The sequence below is a fragment of the Marinobacter profundi genome (assembly GCF_002744715.1).
GTDB lineage: Bacteria > Pseudomonadota > Gammaproteobacteria > Pseudomonadales > Oleiphilaceae > Marinobacter > Marinobacter profundi.
The window spans coordinates 123,009-138,343 of the sequence record NZ_KZ319373.1; the positions used below are offsets into that span (position 1 = coordinate 123,009).

The window sequence follows — 15,335 nt, forward strand, 5'->3', positions numbered from 1 at the left end:
TGTTCGGAGTAAACGTAAACGACTGAAAGTTTAATTGTTTGCAAATTGATCAGCAAGAGACCTGTCGTGCGGTCGGGCATGTTAATGGCCGGTGGTGGCAGTTGTGTGGCAGAAATGTGACAGATGTCCCGTGGCGGGCGGCAGCGCACCCGGCATTTACTTAGGACGTTGCTGTTTCGGACCGCTCCCCGGCTGAGGTAAACTGCCTCCCCTAATTCACTCTTCTCCCTGATGGTTTATGACAGACAAACCCGTTTCTCCCGGCACCGGCGGTGGCAAGGTCGGTTTTATCAGCCTCGGCTGCCCGAAAGCGCTTGTGGATTCCGAGCGTATCCTCACCCAATTGCGGCTCGATGGTTATGAAGTGGTGCCCACCTACGACGATGCCGACATTGTGGTGGTCAACACCTGTGGCTTTATTGATGCGGCCAAGCAGGAGTCCCTGGATGCCATCGGAGAGGCCATCAGTGAAAACGGCAAGGTCATCGTAACCGGGTGCATGGGTGTGGAAGCTGACAAGATCCGCGAAACCCATCCCGGTGTGCTGGCGGTGTCCGGCCCCCATGCCTATGAGGAAGTGGTCGGTGCGGTTCATCAGTACGTGCCGCCGAAAAAGGACCACGATCCGTTTATCGATCTGGTGCCTCCCCAGGGCGTCAAGCTGACGCCGCGGCACTATGCCTACCTGAAGATCTCCGAGGGCTGTAATCACCGTTGCACCTTCTGCATCATCCCGTCCATGCGCGGCGACCTGGTCAGCCGCCCGATCGGCGACGTGATGGATGAAGCCAGGCGCCTGGTGGATGCCGGCGTCAAGGAACTGCTGGTGATCTCCCAGGACACCTCTGCCTACGGCGTGGATATCAAATACCGCACCGGCTTCTGGCAGGGCCGGCCCCTGAAAACCAGGATGCAGTCCCTGTGTGAGGCGCTGGGCGAGATGGGCGTGTGGGTTCGCCTGCACTATGTCTATCCCTACCCCCACGTGGACGACATCATCCCGCTGATGGCCGAGGGCAAGATCCTGCCGTACCTGGATATTCCGTTCCAGCACGCCAGCCCGAAAGTACTCAAGGCCATGAAGCGTCCGGCCCACGACAGCAAGACCCTGGAGCGTATTCGCAAGTGGCGGGAGATTTGCCCCGAGCTCACTATCCGCTCCACCTTTATTGTGGGTTTCCCCGGCGAAACCGAGGAAGATTTCCAGTACCTGCTGGATTGGCTCGACGAGGCCCAGCTTGATCGGGTGGGCGCCTTCACCTACAGCCCGGTCGAGGGCGCCAGGGCCAACGAACTGGAAGGTGCGGTGCCGGAGGAGGTCAAAGAAGAGCGCCTGGCGCGCTTTATGGCCAAGCAGGCGGAAATCTCTGCCGCTCGCCTGCAGGCGAAGATCGGCAAAACCATCGATGTGCTGATCGACGAAGTGGACGAGGAAGGTGCCATTGGTCGTTCCAAGGCGGATGCGCCGGAGATTGATGGCATGGTGTATCTCAATGGCGAGACCGACTTGCAGCCGGGCCAGATTGTCCGCGCGGTGGTAGAACACGCCGACGAGCATGACCTGTGGGCCGAACTGGTCCGATAAACCCGGTCATGCCCTGAACAACAAAGCCCCGGTCATCCGGGGCTTTGTTTTTTCAGGTTCAGTCCTTGCTTACCCGGGTAATGATGTCTGCGTAATACTCGTTGAAGTTCTTGAACTCAACGCTGTCGCGACCGCAGCAGCGGATGTTGCCTGACTTGATGTCGTACACCCAGCCGTGAATCTCGATTTTCCCGGTGGCCAGTTTGGCGGCAACCACCGGGTGGGTGCGCAGGTGCTGAACCTGCTGCAGCACGTTTTCCTCAATGGCTTCGTTGAGGTATTTCGGGTCCAGAGGCTCATCGCCGGGGATGCCGTGGCGCTCCCGCACGATCTCCATGGCGGAACGGCAGTGGCCCAGCCATTCCTTGACGTGGGGCAGCCCCTTCAACGCGGGGACGTTGAGTGCGCCCTTGATGGCGCCGCAGTCGGTGTGCCCGCAGACAATGATGTGCCGCACGTTGAGCACCGCTACCGCGTATTCGATGGACGCCGTCATACCCCCGGTTTCGTTGCTGTGGGGGGGGATCACGTTGCCGGCATTGCGGCAGATGAACAGATCCCCCGGGTTCGAGCCGGTCACCATGTTCGGATCGATTCGGGAATCCGAACAGGTGAAAAACAGCACGTCGGGATTCTGGCTGTCGGCAAGGGCGCCAAACAGGTCTTTGTGCTCCGGATAAACGTTCTTGCGAAAATCCAGTACGCCGCGAACAATGTGGTCCATGGTTTCTCCTCCTGCCGCTCAGGCAATCTCGATCAGAATTTCCCCGGGGGTTACCCGATCACCTTTGGTGACGTAAACCGCCTGCACGGTGCCGTCAACGCTGGTGTGTACTTCAGTTTCCATCTTCATCGCTTCGGTGATCAGTACGGCCTGGCCGGCAGTAACCGTATCGCCTTCCTGTACCAGTACATCCACCACGTTGCCGGGCATGGTGGTGGTGATGTGGCCCGGATCAGTGGCGCGCTTGCGGCCACTGCCGCCGGTGGCAGCTTCGTACTCATTGAGTGATTCGAACACCACTTCCTGGGGCATGCCGTCCAGGGACAGGTAGAGCTTGCGCTTGCCGGGGCCCGAGGCACCGACGCCGGTCACTGCCACTTCGTAGGTTTCGCCATGAACATCAATGCGGAACTCGGTGGCCACTGCAGTCCCCATCCGGTCGCGGCCCTTGTGTTCCGCCGGCAGCAATTCCTCGGGCTTGAGGGTGCCGTCCTTGCGCTGCTGGAGGAACTCGCGCCCGAGGTCCGGGAACATGGCATAGGTAAGCACATCTTCCTCACTGGTCGCCAGGCTACCAATGTCTTCCCGTAGTCTGTTCAGCTCGGGGCTGAGCTGGTCGGCGGGTCGGCCCTCGTTTACCGTCTCGTTGCCGATGGCCTTCTTCCGGATGTCTCCGTTTACCTCGGCCGGCGGGTGGCCGTAACCGCCCTGCAGGTAGCGTTTCACCTCATTGGTGATGGTCTTGTAGCGCTGGCCGGCCAGCACGTTATACACCGCCTGGGTGCCGACAATCTGCGAGGTCGGCGTTACCAGTGGCGGATAACCGAGGTCAGCCCGTACCCGGGGGATTTCATCAAACACCTCCCGGATCCGGTCCAGGGCGTTCTGCTCTTTCAGCTGGTTGGCCAGGTTGGACATCATGCCGCCCGGCACCTGGTTGATCTGGACCGATACGTCTTCCCGGGTGAATTCGCTCTCGAACTGGTGATACTTCTTGCGCACGTCGTGGAAGTAGTCGGCAATTTCGCTGAGCAGTTCAAGGTCCAGGCCGGTGTCGTATTCCGTGCCTTTGAGAGCGGCAACCTGGGACTCGGTAGCCGGATGGCTGGTGCCGCTGGCAAACGATGAAATGGCAGTATCAATACGATCGGCGCCCGCCTCGATGGCCTTGAGCTGGCACATGGCGGCCAGACCGGCAGTGGCATGGCTGTGAATAACCAGCGGCAGATCCACCGCGGACTTGATCGCGCGCACCAGTTCGAACGTGGCGTAGGGCGTCAGCAGGCCGGCCATGTCCTTGATGGCAATGGAGTCCGCCCCCATGGCCTTGAGCTCCTGGGCCTGCTGGACAAACAGTTCGGGGGTATGCACCGGACTGGTGGTATAGCAGATGGTGCCCTGGGCGTGCTTGCCGGCTTTTTTGACCGCTTTCATGGCGGTTTCCAGGTTGCGCAGATCGTTCAACGCATCGAAAATCCGGAACACGTCAATGCCGTTGTCCGCCGCCTTCTGGACGAACGCTTCCACGACGTCATCGGCGTAATGGCGGTAGCCCAGCAGGTTCTGGCCCCGCAGCAGCATTTGCAGGCGGGTGTTGGGCAGGGCCTTGCGCAGCTGGCGCAGGCGCTCCCAGGGATCTTCCTTCAGGAAACGCACGCAGGCGTCAAAGGTGGCACCCCCCCAGACTTCCAGCGACCAGTAGCCGACCTGGTCGAGCTTGTCGCAGATCGGCAGCATGTCTTCGGTGCGCATGCGGGTGGCAATCAGCGACTGGTGCGCATCGCGAAGGATAACGTCGGTGACTTCAATTTTCTTGGCAATCTTGCTTGCGTTGCTCATGTTCAATCCTCCTGCGGATTACCAGCCGGCGTGGGCCGCAATGGTGGCTGCAATGGCCAGTGCGATTTCGCTGGGATGACGTTTGGTGGAATAGTTCAGCAGCTCCGGGTGGCTCGGCACAAAGCTGGTGTCGAACATGCCCTTGCGGAAATCCGGGTGGTCCAGGATCTGCTGGTAGTAGTTGGCGGTGGTGGTGATGCCGTGCAGGCGCATGTCGTCCAGCGCCCGTTTGCCACGGGCGATGACCTCATCCCAGGTCAGCGCCCAGACCACCAGTTTCAGGCACATGGAATCGTAGTAGGGCGGGATCTCGTAACCGGTGTAGATGGCGGTATCCACCCGCACTCCCGGGCCGCCGGGGGCGTAGTAATGGGTGATGCGGCCGAAACTGGGCAGGAAATCGTTCTTCGGGTCTTCCGCGTTGATCCGGAACTGCAGCGCGTAACCCCGGTAGGCGATATCCTCCTGCCGGTAACTCAGCGGCAGGCCGGCGGCAATCCTCAGTTGTTCCCGCACGATGTCCACGCCAGTGATGGCTTCGGTGATGGTGTGCTCCACCTGCACCCGGGTATTCATCTCCATGAAGTAGACTTCGTTGCCGGTGAGCAGGAACTCCACGGTGCCGGCGTTCTCGTAACCCACCGCCTTGGCTGCCTTGACTGCCAGGCCGCCGATGTACTGCCGTTGCTCCGGTGTCAGTTGCGGGCTGGGGGCAATCTCGATGAGTTTCTGGTTGCGTCGCTGAATAGAGCAGTCCCGCTCGAACAGGTGCACCGCGTCGCCCTGGCTGTCGGCCAGGATCTGTACCTCGATGTGGCGCGGATTGACGATGCACTTCTCCATGAACACCTCGGCCGAGCCGAAGGCTTTGGTGGCCTCGGAAATCACCCGTGGGTACTGGGTTTTCAGCTCCTCGGGGGAGTCGCAGCGGCGGATACCCCGGCCACCACCACCGGAGGTGGCTTTCAGCATCACCGGGTAACCAATCTCGTTGGCCAGCCTAAGGGCGTCTTCCAGATCCGCCAGGTTGCCCTCGGAGCCCGGGGTGATGGGTACGCCCGCCGCCCGCATGCTGTCGCGGGCCTGGGTCTTGTCGCCCATCTTGTGGATAACCTCGGACTTGGGGCCGATAAATGTCAGCCCATGTTGTTCACACAGCTGGGCGAAGCGGGCGTTCTCAGAGAGGAAGCCGTAACCCGGGTGGATGGCATCGCAGCCGGTTTCCAGCGCGAGATTCACAATCCGCGCCGGGTCCAGATACCCGGCCAGCGGGTCTTCGCCCAGCGAGTAGGCTTCGTCGGCACGTTTTACATGCAGGCCGTAGCGGTCCGGCTCGGTATAAATCGCCACCGAACGGATCCCCAGTTCGGCACAGGCCCGCACAATGCGCACCGCAATCTCGCCACGGTTGGCGATAAGAACTTTTTTAAGCATGGGCTTCAACATCGGCGATTCCTCGTCTCGTCGTCCCGAATGAAGGTGGGAAAAGGTTAACGGGGATGACGGATCACGAAAAATTGATATTATTTCGCTTATATATAACTAATATCTTATAGATAGCCTGATTCGGGAGAAATCATGCCCCTGAGTATCCAGAAACTCGCCAACCGGCTGACCTTCCGTCAGCTCCAGGTGTTCAAGGCGGTTTACGACCTGAAGAGTTACAGTCGCGCTGGAGAGCTGCTCGGCCTGACCCAGCCCGCGGTCAGCAGCCAGGTCCGCCACCTGGAGCAGGCCCTGGGCACCCCGATGTTCGATTACGTGGGGCGGCAGCTCTACTGCACCGCAGCGGGGGAGGAAATGGCTGCCTGCGTGCGCTCGGTGTTCCGCGAGCTGGCGGACGTGCAGAACCGGCTGGCGGCCCTGGAGGGCAGGGTGGCCGGTGATCTCCGGCTGGTCGCGGTCAGTACCGCCCAGTATGTGGTGCCCTATCTGCTGCGCTCATTCCTCCAGCTGAACCCCCAGGTCCATGTTTCGGTCGCCGTGGTCAACCGGGCTGTCGCCCTGCAGCGGCTGAATGACAACAGCGACGATCTGGTCATCATGGGTATGGTGCCGCCAGAGCGGCCGCTGGCGTCGTTACCGTTTCTCGACAACGAGCTGATACCAGTCGTGCCGGCTGGCCATCCGTTGCTGGATCTGGAAAGCGTGAGCCCGCAGGCGTTTCTGGATAGCCAGTTGCTGGTGAGGGAGCAGGGTTCCGGCAGCCGTCTGGCGCTGGAGGTTTTCTGTCAGCAGCAGAGGCTGAAGATGGAGCCGGGCATCGAGTTGGGTTCAAACGATGCGGTAAAGCATGCGGTGCTGGCAGGGCTGGGGGTGGCGGTGGTACCGAAGCTCAGTGTGCTTTCCGAACTGGCGCTGGGTTCGTTGCGGGTGGTCGATATCACGGGTTTCCCCCTGCGCCGCAGCTGGTGCGTAGTCTACCCCCAGGCCCGTCACCCGACTCCGGCGATGCAGGCGTTCATTGATTATATCCAGCAGAATATTGGTCAGTTTGAGCGGTTGTTTCGGCGGCTTTCTGCGCATGGCGTTTGACTTACTGGCTGGCGACGGAGGCTTGTTTTGGTTCCAGCCTTGTTCTTGCTGCTGAGGTCCTTGGCTGGAGTGTTTTATTGCCTATATCCGAGGAGCCAGGTTGGGTGGGTTTGGGCTCCCTTCCCAAAAATGTGCGGAGCCAGGGATGGCGGAGCCCAAGCGCACATGGATGTGCTTGTAGCGGTTTTTGGGAAGGGGGGCCAAACCCGCCCTTCCCCAAAGCCAGGCAGGCTAGGGCCGAAGTAAGAAGCCTCGATCCAAGCCCGCAACCATCAACCACCAAGCTTGCGAACAAGAATCTCGTTGAACAGCTTCGGATTACCCTGGCCCTTGGAGGCCTTCATCAAAGGCCCCATAAAGCCACCCAGCATCTTCTTCTGCTTCTTCGGATCCGATTCCTGCTGATACTGCGCAACCTGATCCGGCATGCCGGCCAGCACCTCATCGACCATCGACTCCAAGGCACCAGTGTCAGATACCTGCTTCAGGCCCTTGGCCTCGATGATGGCGTCTACATCGTCGTTCTCGCCAGACCACAACGCCTCAAACACCTTCTTGGCGCCAGCAGAGGACAGCGTGTTATCGGCGATGCGGGTGACCAGGGCGCCCAGTTGCGCGCCGGTGATCGGTGCCTCGGCGACCGACTTCTCTTCCGCATTCAGGCGGGCTGAGAACTCCCCCTGAATCCAGTTGGCGGCCAGCTTGGCGTCTTTGCCGTGCTCGACGGTTTGCTCGAAGAACGCGGCTAGCCTGGCGTCAGCAGACAGAATGCCGGCGTCGTAGTCGTTCAGACCGTAGTGCTCCTTGAAGCGGGCCTTGCGGGCATCCGGCAATTCCGGCAGGCGGGCGCGGGCGTCTTCAATGAAGGCGTCGTCGATCTCCACCGGCAGCAGGTCCGGGCAGGGGAAGTAGCGGTAATCGTTGGCTTCTTCCTTGCTGCGCATGGAGCGGGATTCGTCCCGGTCGCCGTTGTACAGGCGGGTTTCCTGCACGATCACGCCGCCATCTTCCAGGATGTCCATCTGCCGTTCCACTTCGTGGGCGATGGCCTGTTCCATGAACCGGAACGAGTTCAGGTTCTTGGTTTCGGTGCGCGTCCCCAGGGTATCCGAGCCTTTCGGCTTCAGGGAGATGTTGACGTCAAAGCGCATGGAGCCCTGGGACATGTCGCCGTCGCAGATGCCCAGCGAGGTGACCAGGCTGTGCAGTTTCCTGGCAAACGCCACCGCTTCCTCGGCACTGGTCATGTCCGGCTCGGTAACCACTTCGATCAGCGGCGTGCCGGCGCGGTTCAGGTCGATGCCGGTCATGCCGTGGTAATCCTCGTGCAGGGATTTACCGGCGTCTTCCTCCAGGTGGGCGTGGTGAATACGCACGCGCTTGGTGCTGCCGTCGGCCAGGTCGATGTCCACGTAACCGGGGCCGACAATCGGCTGGGCCAGCTGGGTGGTCTGGTAGCCCTTGGGAAGGTCCGGGTAGAAGTAGTTTTTGCGCTCGAATACCGAGCGGCGGCCGATTTCCGCGTTGGTGGCCAGGCCGAACATCACCGCATAGCGGAAGGCCTGTTCGTTGGGGACAGGTAAAGTGCCCGGCATGGCCAGGTCAACGGCGTTGGCCTGGGTGTTGGGCTCGGCACCGAAGGCGATGCTGGAGCCGGAGAAAATCTTGGTCTGGGTGGCAAGCTGAACGTGAATTTCCAGCCCGATCACGATATCCCACTGCATGTGTTCGTCTCCTTGTGCGGGCTTATTGGGGTTCACGCTGGTGCCAGTCGGTCACCTGCTGGAACTGATGGGCGGCGTTCAGCAGGCGGGCTTCGGAGAAGTAATCCCCGATAATCTGCAGCCCCACCGGCAGGCCGTCAACAAGCCCGGCCGGCACCGACATGGCCGGAATGCCCGCCAGGTTGATGGCGATGGTGAACACGTCTTCCAGGTACATGGATACCGGGTCGGTGTTCTTCTCACCCTGTTTGAACGCCGGCGTCGGTGACACCGGGCTCATCAGCACATCCACTTCCTTGAAGGCGTTGATGAAATCCTGCTGGATCAGGCGGCGAACCTTCTGCGCCTTCAGGTAATAGGCATCAAAGTAACCGGCCGACAGGGCATAGGTGCCCACCAGAATCCGCCGTTTCACCTCGGTTCCGAAACCTTCTGCCCGGGTGCGGGTGTACATATCCATCAGGTCTTTCGGGTCTTCACAGCGGTAGCCGTAACGCACGCCGTCAAACCGCGACAGGTTGGCGGAAGCCTCTGCCGGTGCAATCACGTAGTAGGCGGCGATGGCCAGCCTGGCGTTGGGCAGGGAGACCTCCTTTACGGTCGCGCCCAGCTTTTCGTACTCGCGAATGGCGTTGCGGACCTGCTCCTCCATGGCCGGCGACAGCTGGTCGCTGAAGTATTCCTTCGGCAGGCCAATCTTCAGGCCTTTCAGTGGCTCGTTCAGGGTGGCGGTGTAATCCGGCACCTCGCGGTCGATGCAGGTGGAATCCTTCGGGTCGTAGCCCGCCATCACATTCATCATCAGCGCCGCGTCTTCTGCGGTGCGGGCCATCGGGCCTCCCTGGTCCAGAGAAGAAGCAAAGGCAATCATGCCGTAGCGGGATACCCGGCCGTAGGTGGGCTTCAGCCCGGTAATGCCACAGAGCGCCGCCGGCTGGCGAATGGAACCGCCGGTATCGGTACCGGTTGCCGCCGGCACCAGTCGCGCAGCTACCGCGGCTGCGGAACCACCGGAAGAGCCGCCCGGTACACGCTTGTCACCGCTGGACAGACCCCAGGGGTTAGTCACCGCGCCATAGAAACTGGATTCGTTGGACGAACCCATGGCGAACTCGTCCATGTTGGTCTTACCCAGACACACAGCACCGGCAGCCTTGAAATTGGCCGTTACCGTTGCGTCGTAAGGCGGCACAAAATTCTCCAGCATTTTGGAGCCACAGGTGGTGCGAATACCGTTGGTACAGAAAATATCCTTGTGAGCAAACGGCACTCCGGTCCACGCCGTGGCCTTGCCAGCTGCGCGCAGCTCATCAGCAGCCCTGGCCTCAGCCAGCGCCTGCTCTTCGGAGATGGTAATAAAACTGTTGTACTTGCCGTCTTCAGCCTTCAGACGGTCGAGGAACTGCTGGGTCAGCTCCACGCTGGAAACCTTGCCGCTCTCCAGCTCGCGGGAAAGCTCTGCTACGGATTTGTTATGCATGTTGAGTCCTGATATCGCTGTTCGTCAGATCGTCCGGTAAACCCGGTGGCTCATTCAATAACCCTGGGTACCAGGTACAGGCCATCTTCGGTAGCCGGCGCGATCGCCTGGAAGGCTTCCCGCTGATTGGTCTCGGTGACCACGTCGGGCCGCAGGCGCTGAACCGCGTCCAGCGGGTGGGCCATGGGTTCCACCGAATCGGTATCGGCCGCGCCCAGCTGGTCCACCAGATCCAGGATGTTGCCCAGGTCTTTCTCCAGGGCCGCCACCTGCTCGTCGTCCACCTTGATGCGGGCGAGCACCGCGACTTTCTCTATGTCCTTGCGGGAAATGGTCACATTGCCTCCCAGGTAAATGAAAGTTTGGTAAGAAAACAGCACGTCACTCAGCACGTCAGCCCGTGTTGCTCGAAGCCCTCTCCGTAGATCGGGAGCGGTCGGGATGGCGCTGTCCGGAACTGTGCGGAGCCATGGATGGCGGAGCCCAAGCGTACACGGATGTATTAACAGCGTGTTCCGGACAGCGCCATCCCGGCTGCTTGTGCTCCGGACGTGACTCAAAAATAAACGCGTATCTTAACAGATTCGATGTGGCTGGGCAGGACCAAATCCCTGTTGTCGAAATGTGACAGAACCGGCGCCATCCCTGATCGCGCCTTGCCTGTGGGGGTGCTCGCTGATAAAGTTGCCGCATCATTTCTGCGACTGCAACTCTCAGGTTGAAACTACATCAATGTTGATCAAGAAACTCCGCGGCTTATTCTCCAGCGACCTGTCCATCGACCTGGGCACCGCCAATACTCTTATCTATGTCCGCGACCGGGGTATCGTCCTGAACGAACCGTCCGTTGTGGCCATCCGCACCAGCGGATCCCAGAAGATGGTGGCAGCAGTCGGCGCTGAAGCCAAGCGGATGCTGGGTCGGACCCCAGGCAACATCACCGCGATCCGACCGATGAAGGATGGCGTGATCGCCGACTTTGTTGTTACCGAGAAAATGCTTCAGCACTTCATCCATAAAGTGCATGAGAACAGCTTCATTACACCGAGCCCGCGGGTACTGGTGTGCGTGCCGAGCAAATCCACCCAGGTGGAGAAGAAGGCCATCCGCGAATCGGCACTCGGAGCCGGCGCCCGTGAGGTGTTCCTCATCGAAGAGCCGATGGCGGCTGCCATCGGTGCCGGCCTGCCGGTCGAGGAAGCCAGTGGCTCCATGATCGTGGATATCGGTGGCGGCACCACCGAGATCGCCATCATCTCATTGAACGGTATTGTCTACGCCGAGTCTGTGCGGGTGGGGGGTGACAAGTTCGACGAAGCCATCGTTACCTACGTGCGTCGCAACTACGGCAGCCTGATCGGTGACTCCACTGCCGAGCGCATCAAGCACGAAATCGGCTGCGCCTACGAAGGTCTGGATGTGCGCGAGATCGACGTCCGTGGCCGCAATCTTGCCGAGGGCGTGCCCCGGGCCTTCACCCTGAACAGCGAGGAAATCCTCGACGCCCTGCAGGAGTCGCTGGCGCAAATCGTTCAGACGGTAAAGAGTGCGCTGGAGCAGTCGCCGCCTGAACTGGCCTCTGATATTGCCGAGCGCGGTATTGTGCTGACCGGCGGTGGCGCGCTGCTGCGTGGCCTCGACAAGCTGATCAGCGAAGAGACCGGCCTGCCGGTGATCATTGCCGAAGACCCGCTGACCTGTGTGGCCCGCGGTGGCGGCAAGGCGCTGGAAGTGATCGACCGCGGCGGCATCGGAATGTTCTCCCAGGAGGGGTAACTGTGGCGCAGGGCTGTTGCCTGACACCCGTTCGCTTCCAACCGCCGCTGGTGCCCAGGCACAGCGGCGGTTGTCGTTTGTACCTGGCGCTGGCCGGCAGGAGGACGGGCTATTAAAACCATCTTCGTTCAGGGGCCGATTCCCGGGCTCCGGTTGTTTCTTGTCATTCTGCTTTCTGTTGGTCTGATCGTTGCCGATACCCGCCTGGACCGCGTTGAACCGGTGCGCAGTGCGCTGGGTACCGTACTGGCGCCGGTGTACTGGTTGGGCAATGCCCCGCGGGATTTCAGCGAATGGGTATCCGGCCTGTTCACCACCCGGGATGATCTGGTGGAGGAGAACGAGGCACTGCAGGCCCGGTTACTGATCCTCGAACGCCGGGCTCTCAAGTACGCCGCGCTGGCGGCAGAGAACAATGAACTGCGACGGCTGATGAACTCGTCGGAAGTGCTCGACGACCGGGTTATCGTGGCGGAAATCGTCAGTGTGTCACCGGACCCCTATTCCCATGAAGTGGTCATCAACAAGGGCAGCCGTGACGGGGTCCGGGTTGGGCAGGCGATTCTGGATGCCGGCGGCCTGATGGGGCAGGTGGTGCAATCCAGCAGCTTTACCTCCCGCGTTATGCTGGTTTCCGACAGCAGCCACGCCGTGCCGGTGGAAGTGGTCCGCAACGGGCTGCGCTCGATCCTGCTGGGCATTGGCGACAGCGACATCCTCGAACTGGTGTACGTGCCGGACACGGTGGACATCCGCGAAGGGGACCTGCTGGTCAGTTCCGGTCTGGGTGGGCGCTTCCCGCGGGGTTATCCGGTGGCGGAGGTCAGCGCCATTCACAAGGACCCCGGCGACCCCTTTGTCCAGATCCAGGCGACCCCCAAGGCCCGGCTTAACCAGAGCCGACTGGTGCTGGTGGTGTTTTCGCCGCAGGATGATGCCGGTGACGAACTGCCCGCAGAAAGTGGCATCGCCGTCGGTTCCGACGCCGTTATCGGGGAGGAGTACTGATGCTGTCGGTGATCAGCTATCCGGTTTTTGCTCTCAGCGTGCTGGTCTCGCTGGTGCTGAGTATCTCGCTGTTTCCGGTGGACTGGTTCGAGTTCCGTCCGGAGTGGCTGGGGCTGATGGTGTTCTACTGGACGTTCCGCGCCCCGGCGCAGTTTGGCATCGTGCTGGCGTGGTGTGCCGGTCTGCTGCTGGATGTGCTGGAGTCGACCCCGCTGGGGGTCAATGCCATGGCCATGGCACTGGTGGCCTTCCTGGTACTCACGGTGCACCAGCGCCTGCGGATGTTTCCGATACCCCAGCAATGCCTGATGGTGTTCCTGCTTCTGGGGATCAACCAGATGCTGGTTCATTTCATCAAGCAGGTACTGGGGGCGGACAGTACCGGGTTCAGTTACCTCTGGCCGGCACTGACCAGCGCGCTGGTATGGCCACCGTTGTGTATCCTGCTGGATAACCTTAATCGAAAACTGGGATAGGAAGTTCCCATGCGCCCGATCATTCTTGCCTCGGCGTCTCCGCGCAGGGCCGAGCTGCTCCGCCAGATGGGGCTGGATTTTACCGTCTGCCCGGTGGATATCGACGAAACCCCGCTGCCCGGTGAGCTGCCGGCCCATTACGTCGAGCGGCTGGCGCGGGAAAAAGCCGTTGCCGGCCGGCAACGTACCACAGTTGCTGACAGCCTGGTGATCGGGTCGGATACCTCGGTGGTGCTGGGGGAGCAGATACTCGGCAAGCCGGACGATGAAGCGATGGCCGCCGACATGCTGCGCCGGTTGTCCGGCCATACCCACCGGGTGATGACGGCGGTGGCCCTGGCCGCGGCCGACCACTGTACTGCCCGCCTGGTGACCACGGAGGTCCGCTTCCGCGAACTGACTGACGATGAAATCCATGCCTATATCGCCAGCGGCGAGCCCATGGACAAGGCCGGCGGCTATGGGATCCAGGGCCTGGGTGGTATTTTTGTGGCAAGCCTCACCGGCAGCTACAGCGCGGTAGTTGGTCTACCCTTGCTAGAGACCGCCGGTTTGCTGGCGGAGGCCGGTCAGCCGGTCTGGCAGGCCTGGGGTCGTACATGCAGTAAGGAGAGCCACAGTGAGTGAAGAAATCCTGATCAACGTGACGCCGGTGGAAACCCGCGTGGCTCTGGTCGAGAACGGTATGCTGCAGGAAGTCTACATCGAGCGTACCAGCCGCAAGGGTATCGTCGGCAATATCTATAAGGGCAAGGTAGTCCGTGTTCTGCCGGGGATGGAAGCGGCCTTTGTTGATATCGGCCTGGAACGCGCCGCCTTCATCCACGCCTCCGATGTGGTGGCAAGCCAGCAGAACGGCTCCGACGAGCCTGTTGAAGCCCCCCGCACCGTGCCGGATATCCGTACCCTGCTGCGGGAAGGCCAGTCGCTGGTGGTGCAGGTGACCAAGGACCCTATCGGTACCAAGGGCGCCCGGCTCACAACCCAGCTTTCCATTCCGTCCCGTTACCTGGTGTACATGCCCGGGGTCAGCCACATTGGCATCTCCCAGCGCATCGAGGACGAAACCGAGCGTGCCCGGCTGCGGGAAATTGTTGAGCGGGGTGCTGTAGAAGGTGCTATAAACGGTGCTGTAGAAGGTGCCATAGGGGGTGCTGTAGAAGGCGCAACAGAAGGCAGCCCGGAAGGCACGACAGAACAGAAGGTCAGCAGCGGCGGCTACATTATCCGCACCGCGGCGGAATCTGCCGCCGAGCAGGACCTGATTGCCGACATGAATTTCCTCAACCGGCTCAACCAGTCGGTGAACGAACGCATCAGTCGGGTCAAGGCGCCGGCGGTGGTCTATCAGGACCTGCCACTGTTCATCCGCACGATTCGTGACCTGATCCGCCCGCAGACCGAAAAGGTGCGTATCGACAGCCGCGAGAGCTACCAGCGGGTGATCGAGTTCGTTGCCGAATTTGTTACCGAGTTCCAGGACAAGGTCGAGTACTATCCGGGCGAACGGCCGATTTTTGACCTCTACAGTGTTGAAGACGAAATCCAGAAGGCCCTGAGCCGCAAGGTGCAGCTCAAATCCGGCGGCTACGTCATCATTGACCAGACCGAAGCGATGACCACCATTGACGTCAACACCGGCGGCTTTGTGGGGCATCGCAACCTCGAGGAAACCATCTTCAAGACCAACCTCGAGGCGGCCCGTGCGATCAGTCGCCAGCTGCGCCTGCGTAACCTCGGCGGCATCATCATTATCGATTTCATCGACATGGATGACCCGGAACATCAGCGCCAGGTCCATCGCATGCTCGAAAAGATGCTCGAGCGGGACCATGCCAAGACCAAGATTACCGGGGTCTCCGAGCTGGGCCTGGTGGAGATGACCCGCAAGCGCACCACTGAAAGCCTGGGCCAGGTGTTGTGCGAGTCCTGTCCGGTGTGTGACGGTCGCGGCTTCCTGAAAACCTCGGAAACCGTCTGCTACGAAATCTTCCGGGAAATCCTGCGGATCAATCGCGCCTACGAGCCCGAGAACTACCTGGTGATGGCCTCCCAGAGCGTGGTGGACCGGTTGCTGGACGAGGAGTCCGACAACGTGGCCGACCTGGAAACCTTCATCGGCAAGAGTATCCGCTTCCAGGTCGAGCCGTTCTACAGCCAGGAACAGTATGATGTGGTCCTGCTCTGA

At 60.8% G+C, this 15,335-nt stretch carries 13 protein-coding genes; 7 read left to right on the forward strand and 6 right to left on the reverse strand.

Features of this window, described 5'->3' with window-relative positions:
- The first annotated feature begins 238 nt into the window (after positions 1-238).
- Complete coding sequence (gene rimO, locus CLH61_RS13750; protein WP_099615330.1) at positions 239-1,585, forward strand: 30S ribosomal protein S12 methylthiotransferase RimO; 1,347 nt, start codon at positions 239-241, stop codon at positions 1,583-1,585.
- Positions 1,586-1,643: 58 nt separating this feature from the next.
- On the opposite strand, the gene CLH61_RS13755 is transcribed toward rimO, so the two are convergent.
- Genes CLH61_RS13755 through CLH61_RS13765 form a run of 3 tightly spaced genes read right to left on the reverse strand, consistent with a single transcriptional unit; the run spans position 1,644 to position 5,582 of the window.
- Complete coding sequence (locus tag CLH61_RS13755) at positions 1,644-2,309, reverse strand: carbonic anhydrase (RefSeq protein ID WP_099615331.1); 666 nt, start codon at positions 2,307-2,309, stop codon at positions 1,644-1,646.
- 18 nt (positions 2,310-2,327) lie between these two features.
- Positions 2,328-4,130 (reverse strand): sodium-extruding oxaloacetate decarboxylase subunit alpha, encoded by a 1,803-nt coding sequence (gene oadA, locus CLH61_RS13760; protein WP_228152648.1) that lies wholly within the window; start codon positions 4,128-4,130, stop codon positions 2,328-2,330.
- A 36-nt stretch (positions 4,131-4,166) separates the two neighbouring features.
- Positions 4,167-5,582: an acetyl-CoA carboxylase biotin carboxylase subunit gene (locus CLH61_RS13765; protein WP_099615416.1), complete on the reverse strand. Its 1,416-nt coding sequence runs from the start codon at positions 5,580-5,582 to the stop codon at positions 4,167-4,169.
- A gap of 144 nt (positions 5,583-5,726) precedes the next feature.
- Between CLH61_RS13765 and CLH61_RS13770 the strand changes: the two genes are divergently transcribed.
- On the forward strand, positions 5,727-6,683 hold the full coding sequence (locus tag CLH61_RS13770; RefSeq protein ID WP_099615333.1) for a LysR family transcriptional regulator: 957 nt from the start codon (positions 5,727-5,729) through the stop codon (positions 6,681-6,683).
- 272 nt (positions 6,684-6,955) lie between these two features.
- On the opposite strand, the gene gatB is transcribed toward CLH61_RS13770, so the two are convergent.
- Genes gatB through gatC form a run of 3 tightly spaced genes read right to left on the reverse strand, consistent with a single transcriptional unit; the run spans position 6,956 to position 10,225 of the window.
- Positions 6,956-8,407 (reverse strand): Asp-tRNA(Asn)/Glu-tRNA(Gln) amidotransferase subunit GatB, encoded by a 1,452-nt coding sequence (gatB, locus tag CLH61_RS13775; protein WP_099615334.1) that lies wholly within the window; start codon positions 8,405-8,407, stop codon positions 6,956-6,958.
- A 22-nt stretch (positions 8,408-8,429) separates the two neighbouring features.
- Positions 8,430-9,887 (reverse strand): Asp-tRNA(Asn)/Glu-tRNA(Gln) amidotransferase subunit GatA, encoded by a 1,458-nt coding sequence (gene gatA, locus CLH61_RS13780; protein WP_099615335.1) that lies wholly within the window; start codon positions 9,885-9,887, stop codon positions 8,430-8,432.
- Between the two features lie 50 nt (positions 9,888-9,937).
- Entirely contained in the window at positions 9,938-10,225 is a 288-nt protein-coding gene (gatC, locus tag CLH61_RS13785) for an Asp-tRNA(Asn)/Glu-tRNA(Gln) amidotransferase subunit GatC (protein ID WP_099615417.1), read from the reverse strand.
- 397 nt (positions 10,226-10,622) lie between these two features.
- Here gatC and CLH61_RS13790 point away from each other — a divergent pair, with 397 nt between their 5' ends.
- From CLH61_RS13790 to CLH61_RS13810, 5 genes are all read left to right on the forward strand, one after another.
- Positions 10,623-11,663, forward strand: coding sequence for a rod shape-determining protein (locus tag CLH61_RS13790; RefSeq protein ID WP_099615418.1), 1,041 nt, complete (start codon positions 10,623-10,625; stop codon positions 11,661-11,663).
- A 120-nt stretch (positions 11,664-11,783) separates the two neighbouring features.
- The gene (gene mreC / locus CLH61_RS13795) at positions 11,784-12,671 is read left to right on the forward strand and encodes a rod shape-determining protein MreC (RefSeq protein ID WP_099615336.1); all 888 of its coding nucleotides are present in this window, start codon (positions 11,784-11,786) and stop codon (positions 12,669-12,671) included.
- Positions 12,671-13,147 carry a rod shape-determining protein MreD gene (gene mreD, locus CLH61_RS13800; protein ID WP_099615337.1) on the forward strand — a complete coding sequence of 159 codons (477 nt, stop codon included), beginning with the start codon at positions 12,671-12,673 and terminating at the stop codon, positions 13,145-13,147. Before mreC ends, mreD begins: the two co-directional genes overlap by 1 nt.
- Positions 13,148-13,156: 9 nt before the next feature.
- On the forward strand, positions 13,157-13,774 hold the full coding sequence (locus tag CLH61_RS13805; RefSeq protein WP_099615338.1) for a Maf family protein: 618 nt from the start codon (positions 13,157-13,159) through the stop codon (positions 13,772-13,774).
- Positions 13,767-15,335 (forward strand): Rne/Rng family ribonuclease, encoded by a 1,569-nt coding sequence (locus tag CLH61_RS13810; RefSeq protein ID WP_099615339.1) that lies wholly within the window; start codon positions 13,767-13,769, stop codon positions 15,333-15,335. Before CLH61_RS13805 ends, CLH61_RS13810 begins: the two co-directional genes overlap by 8 nt.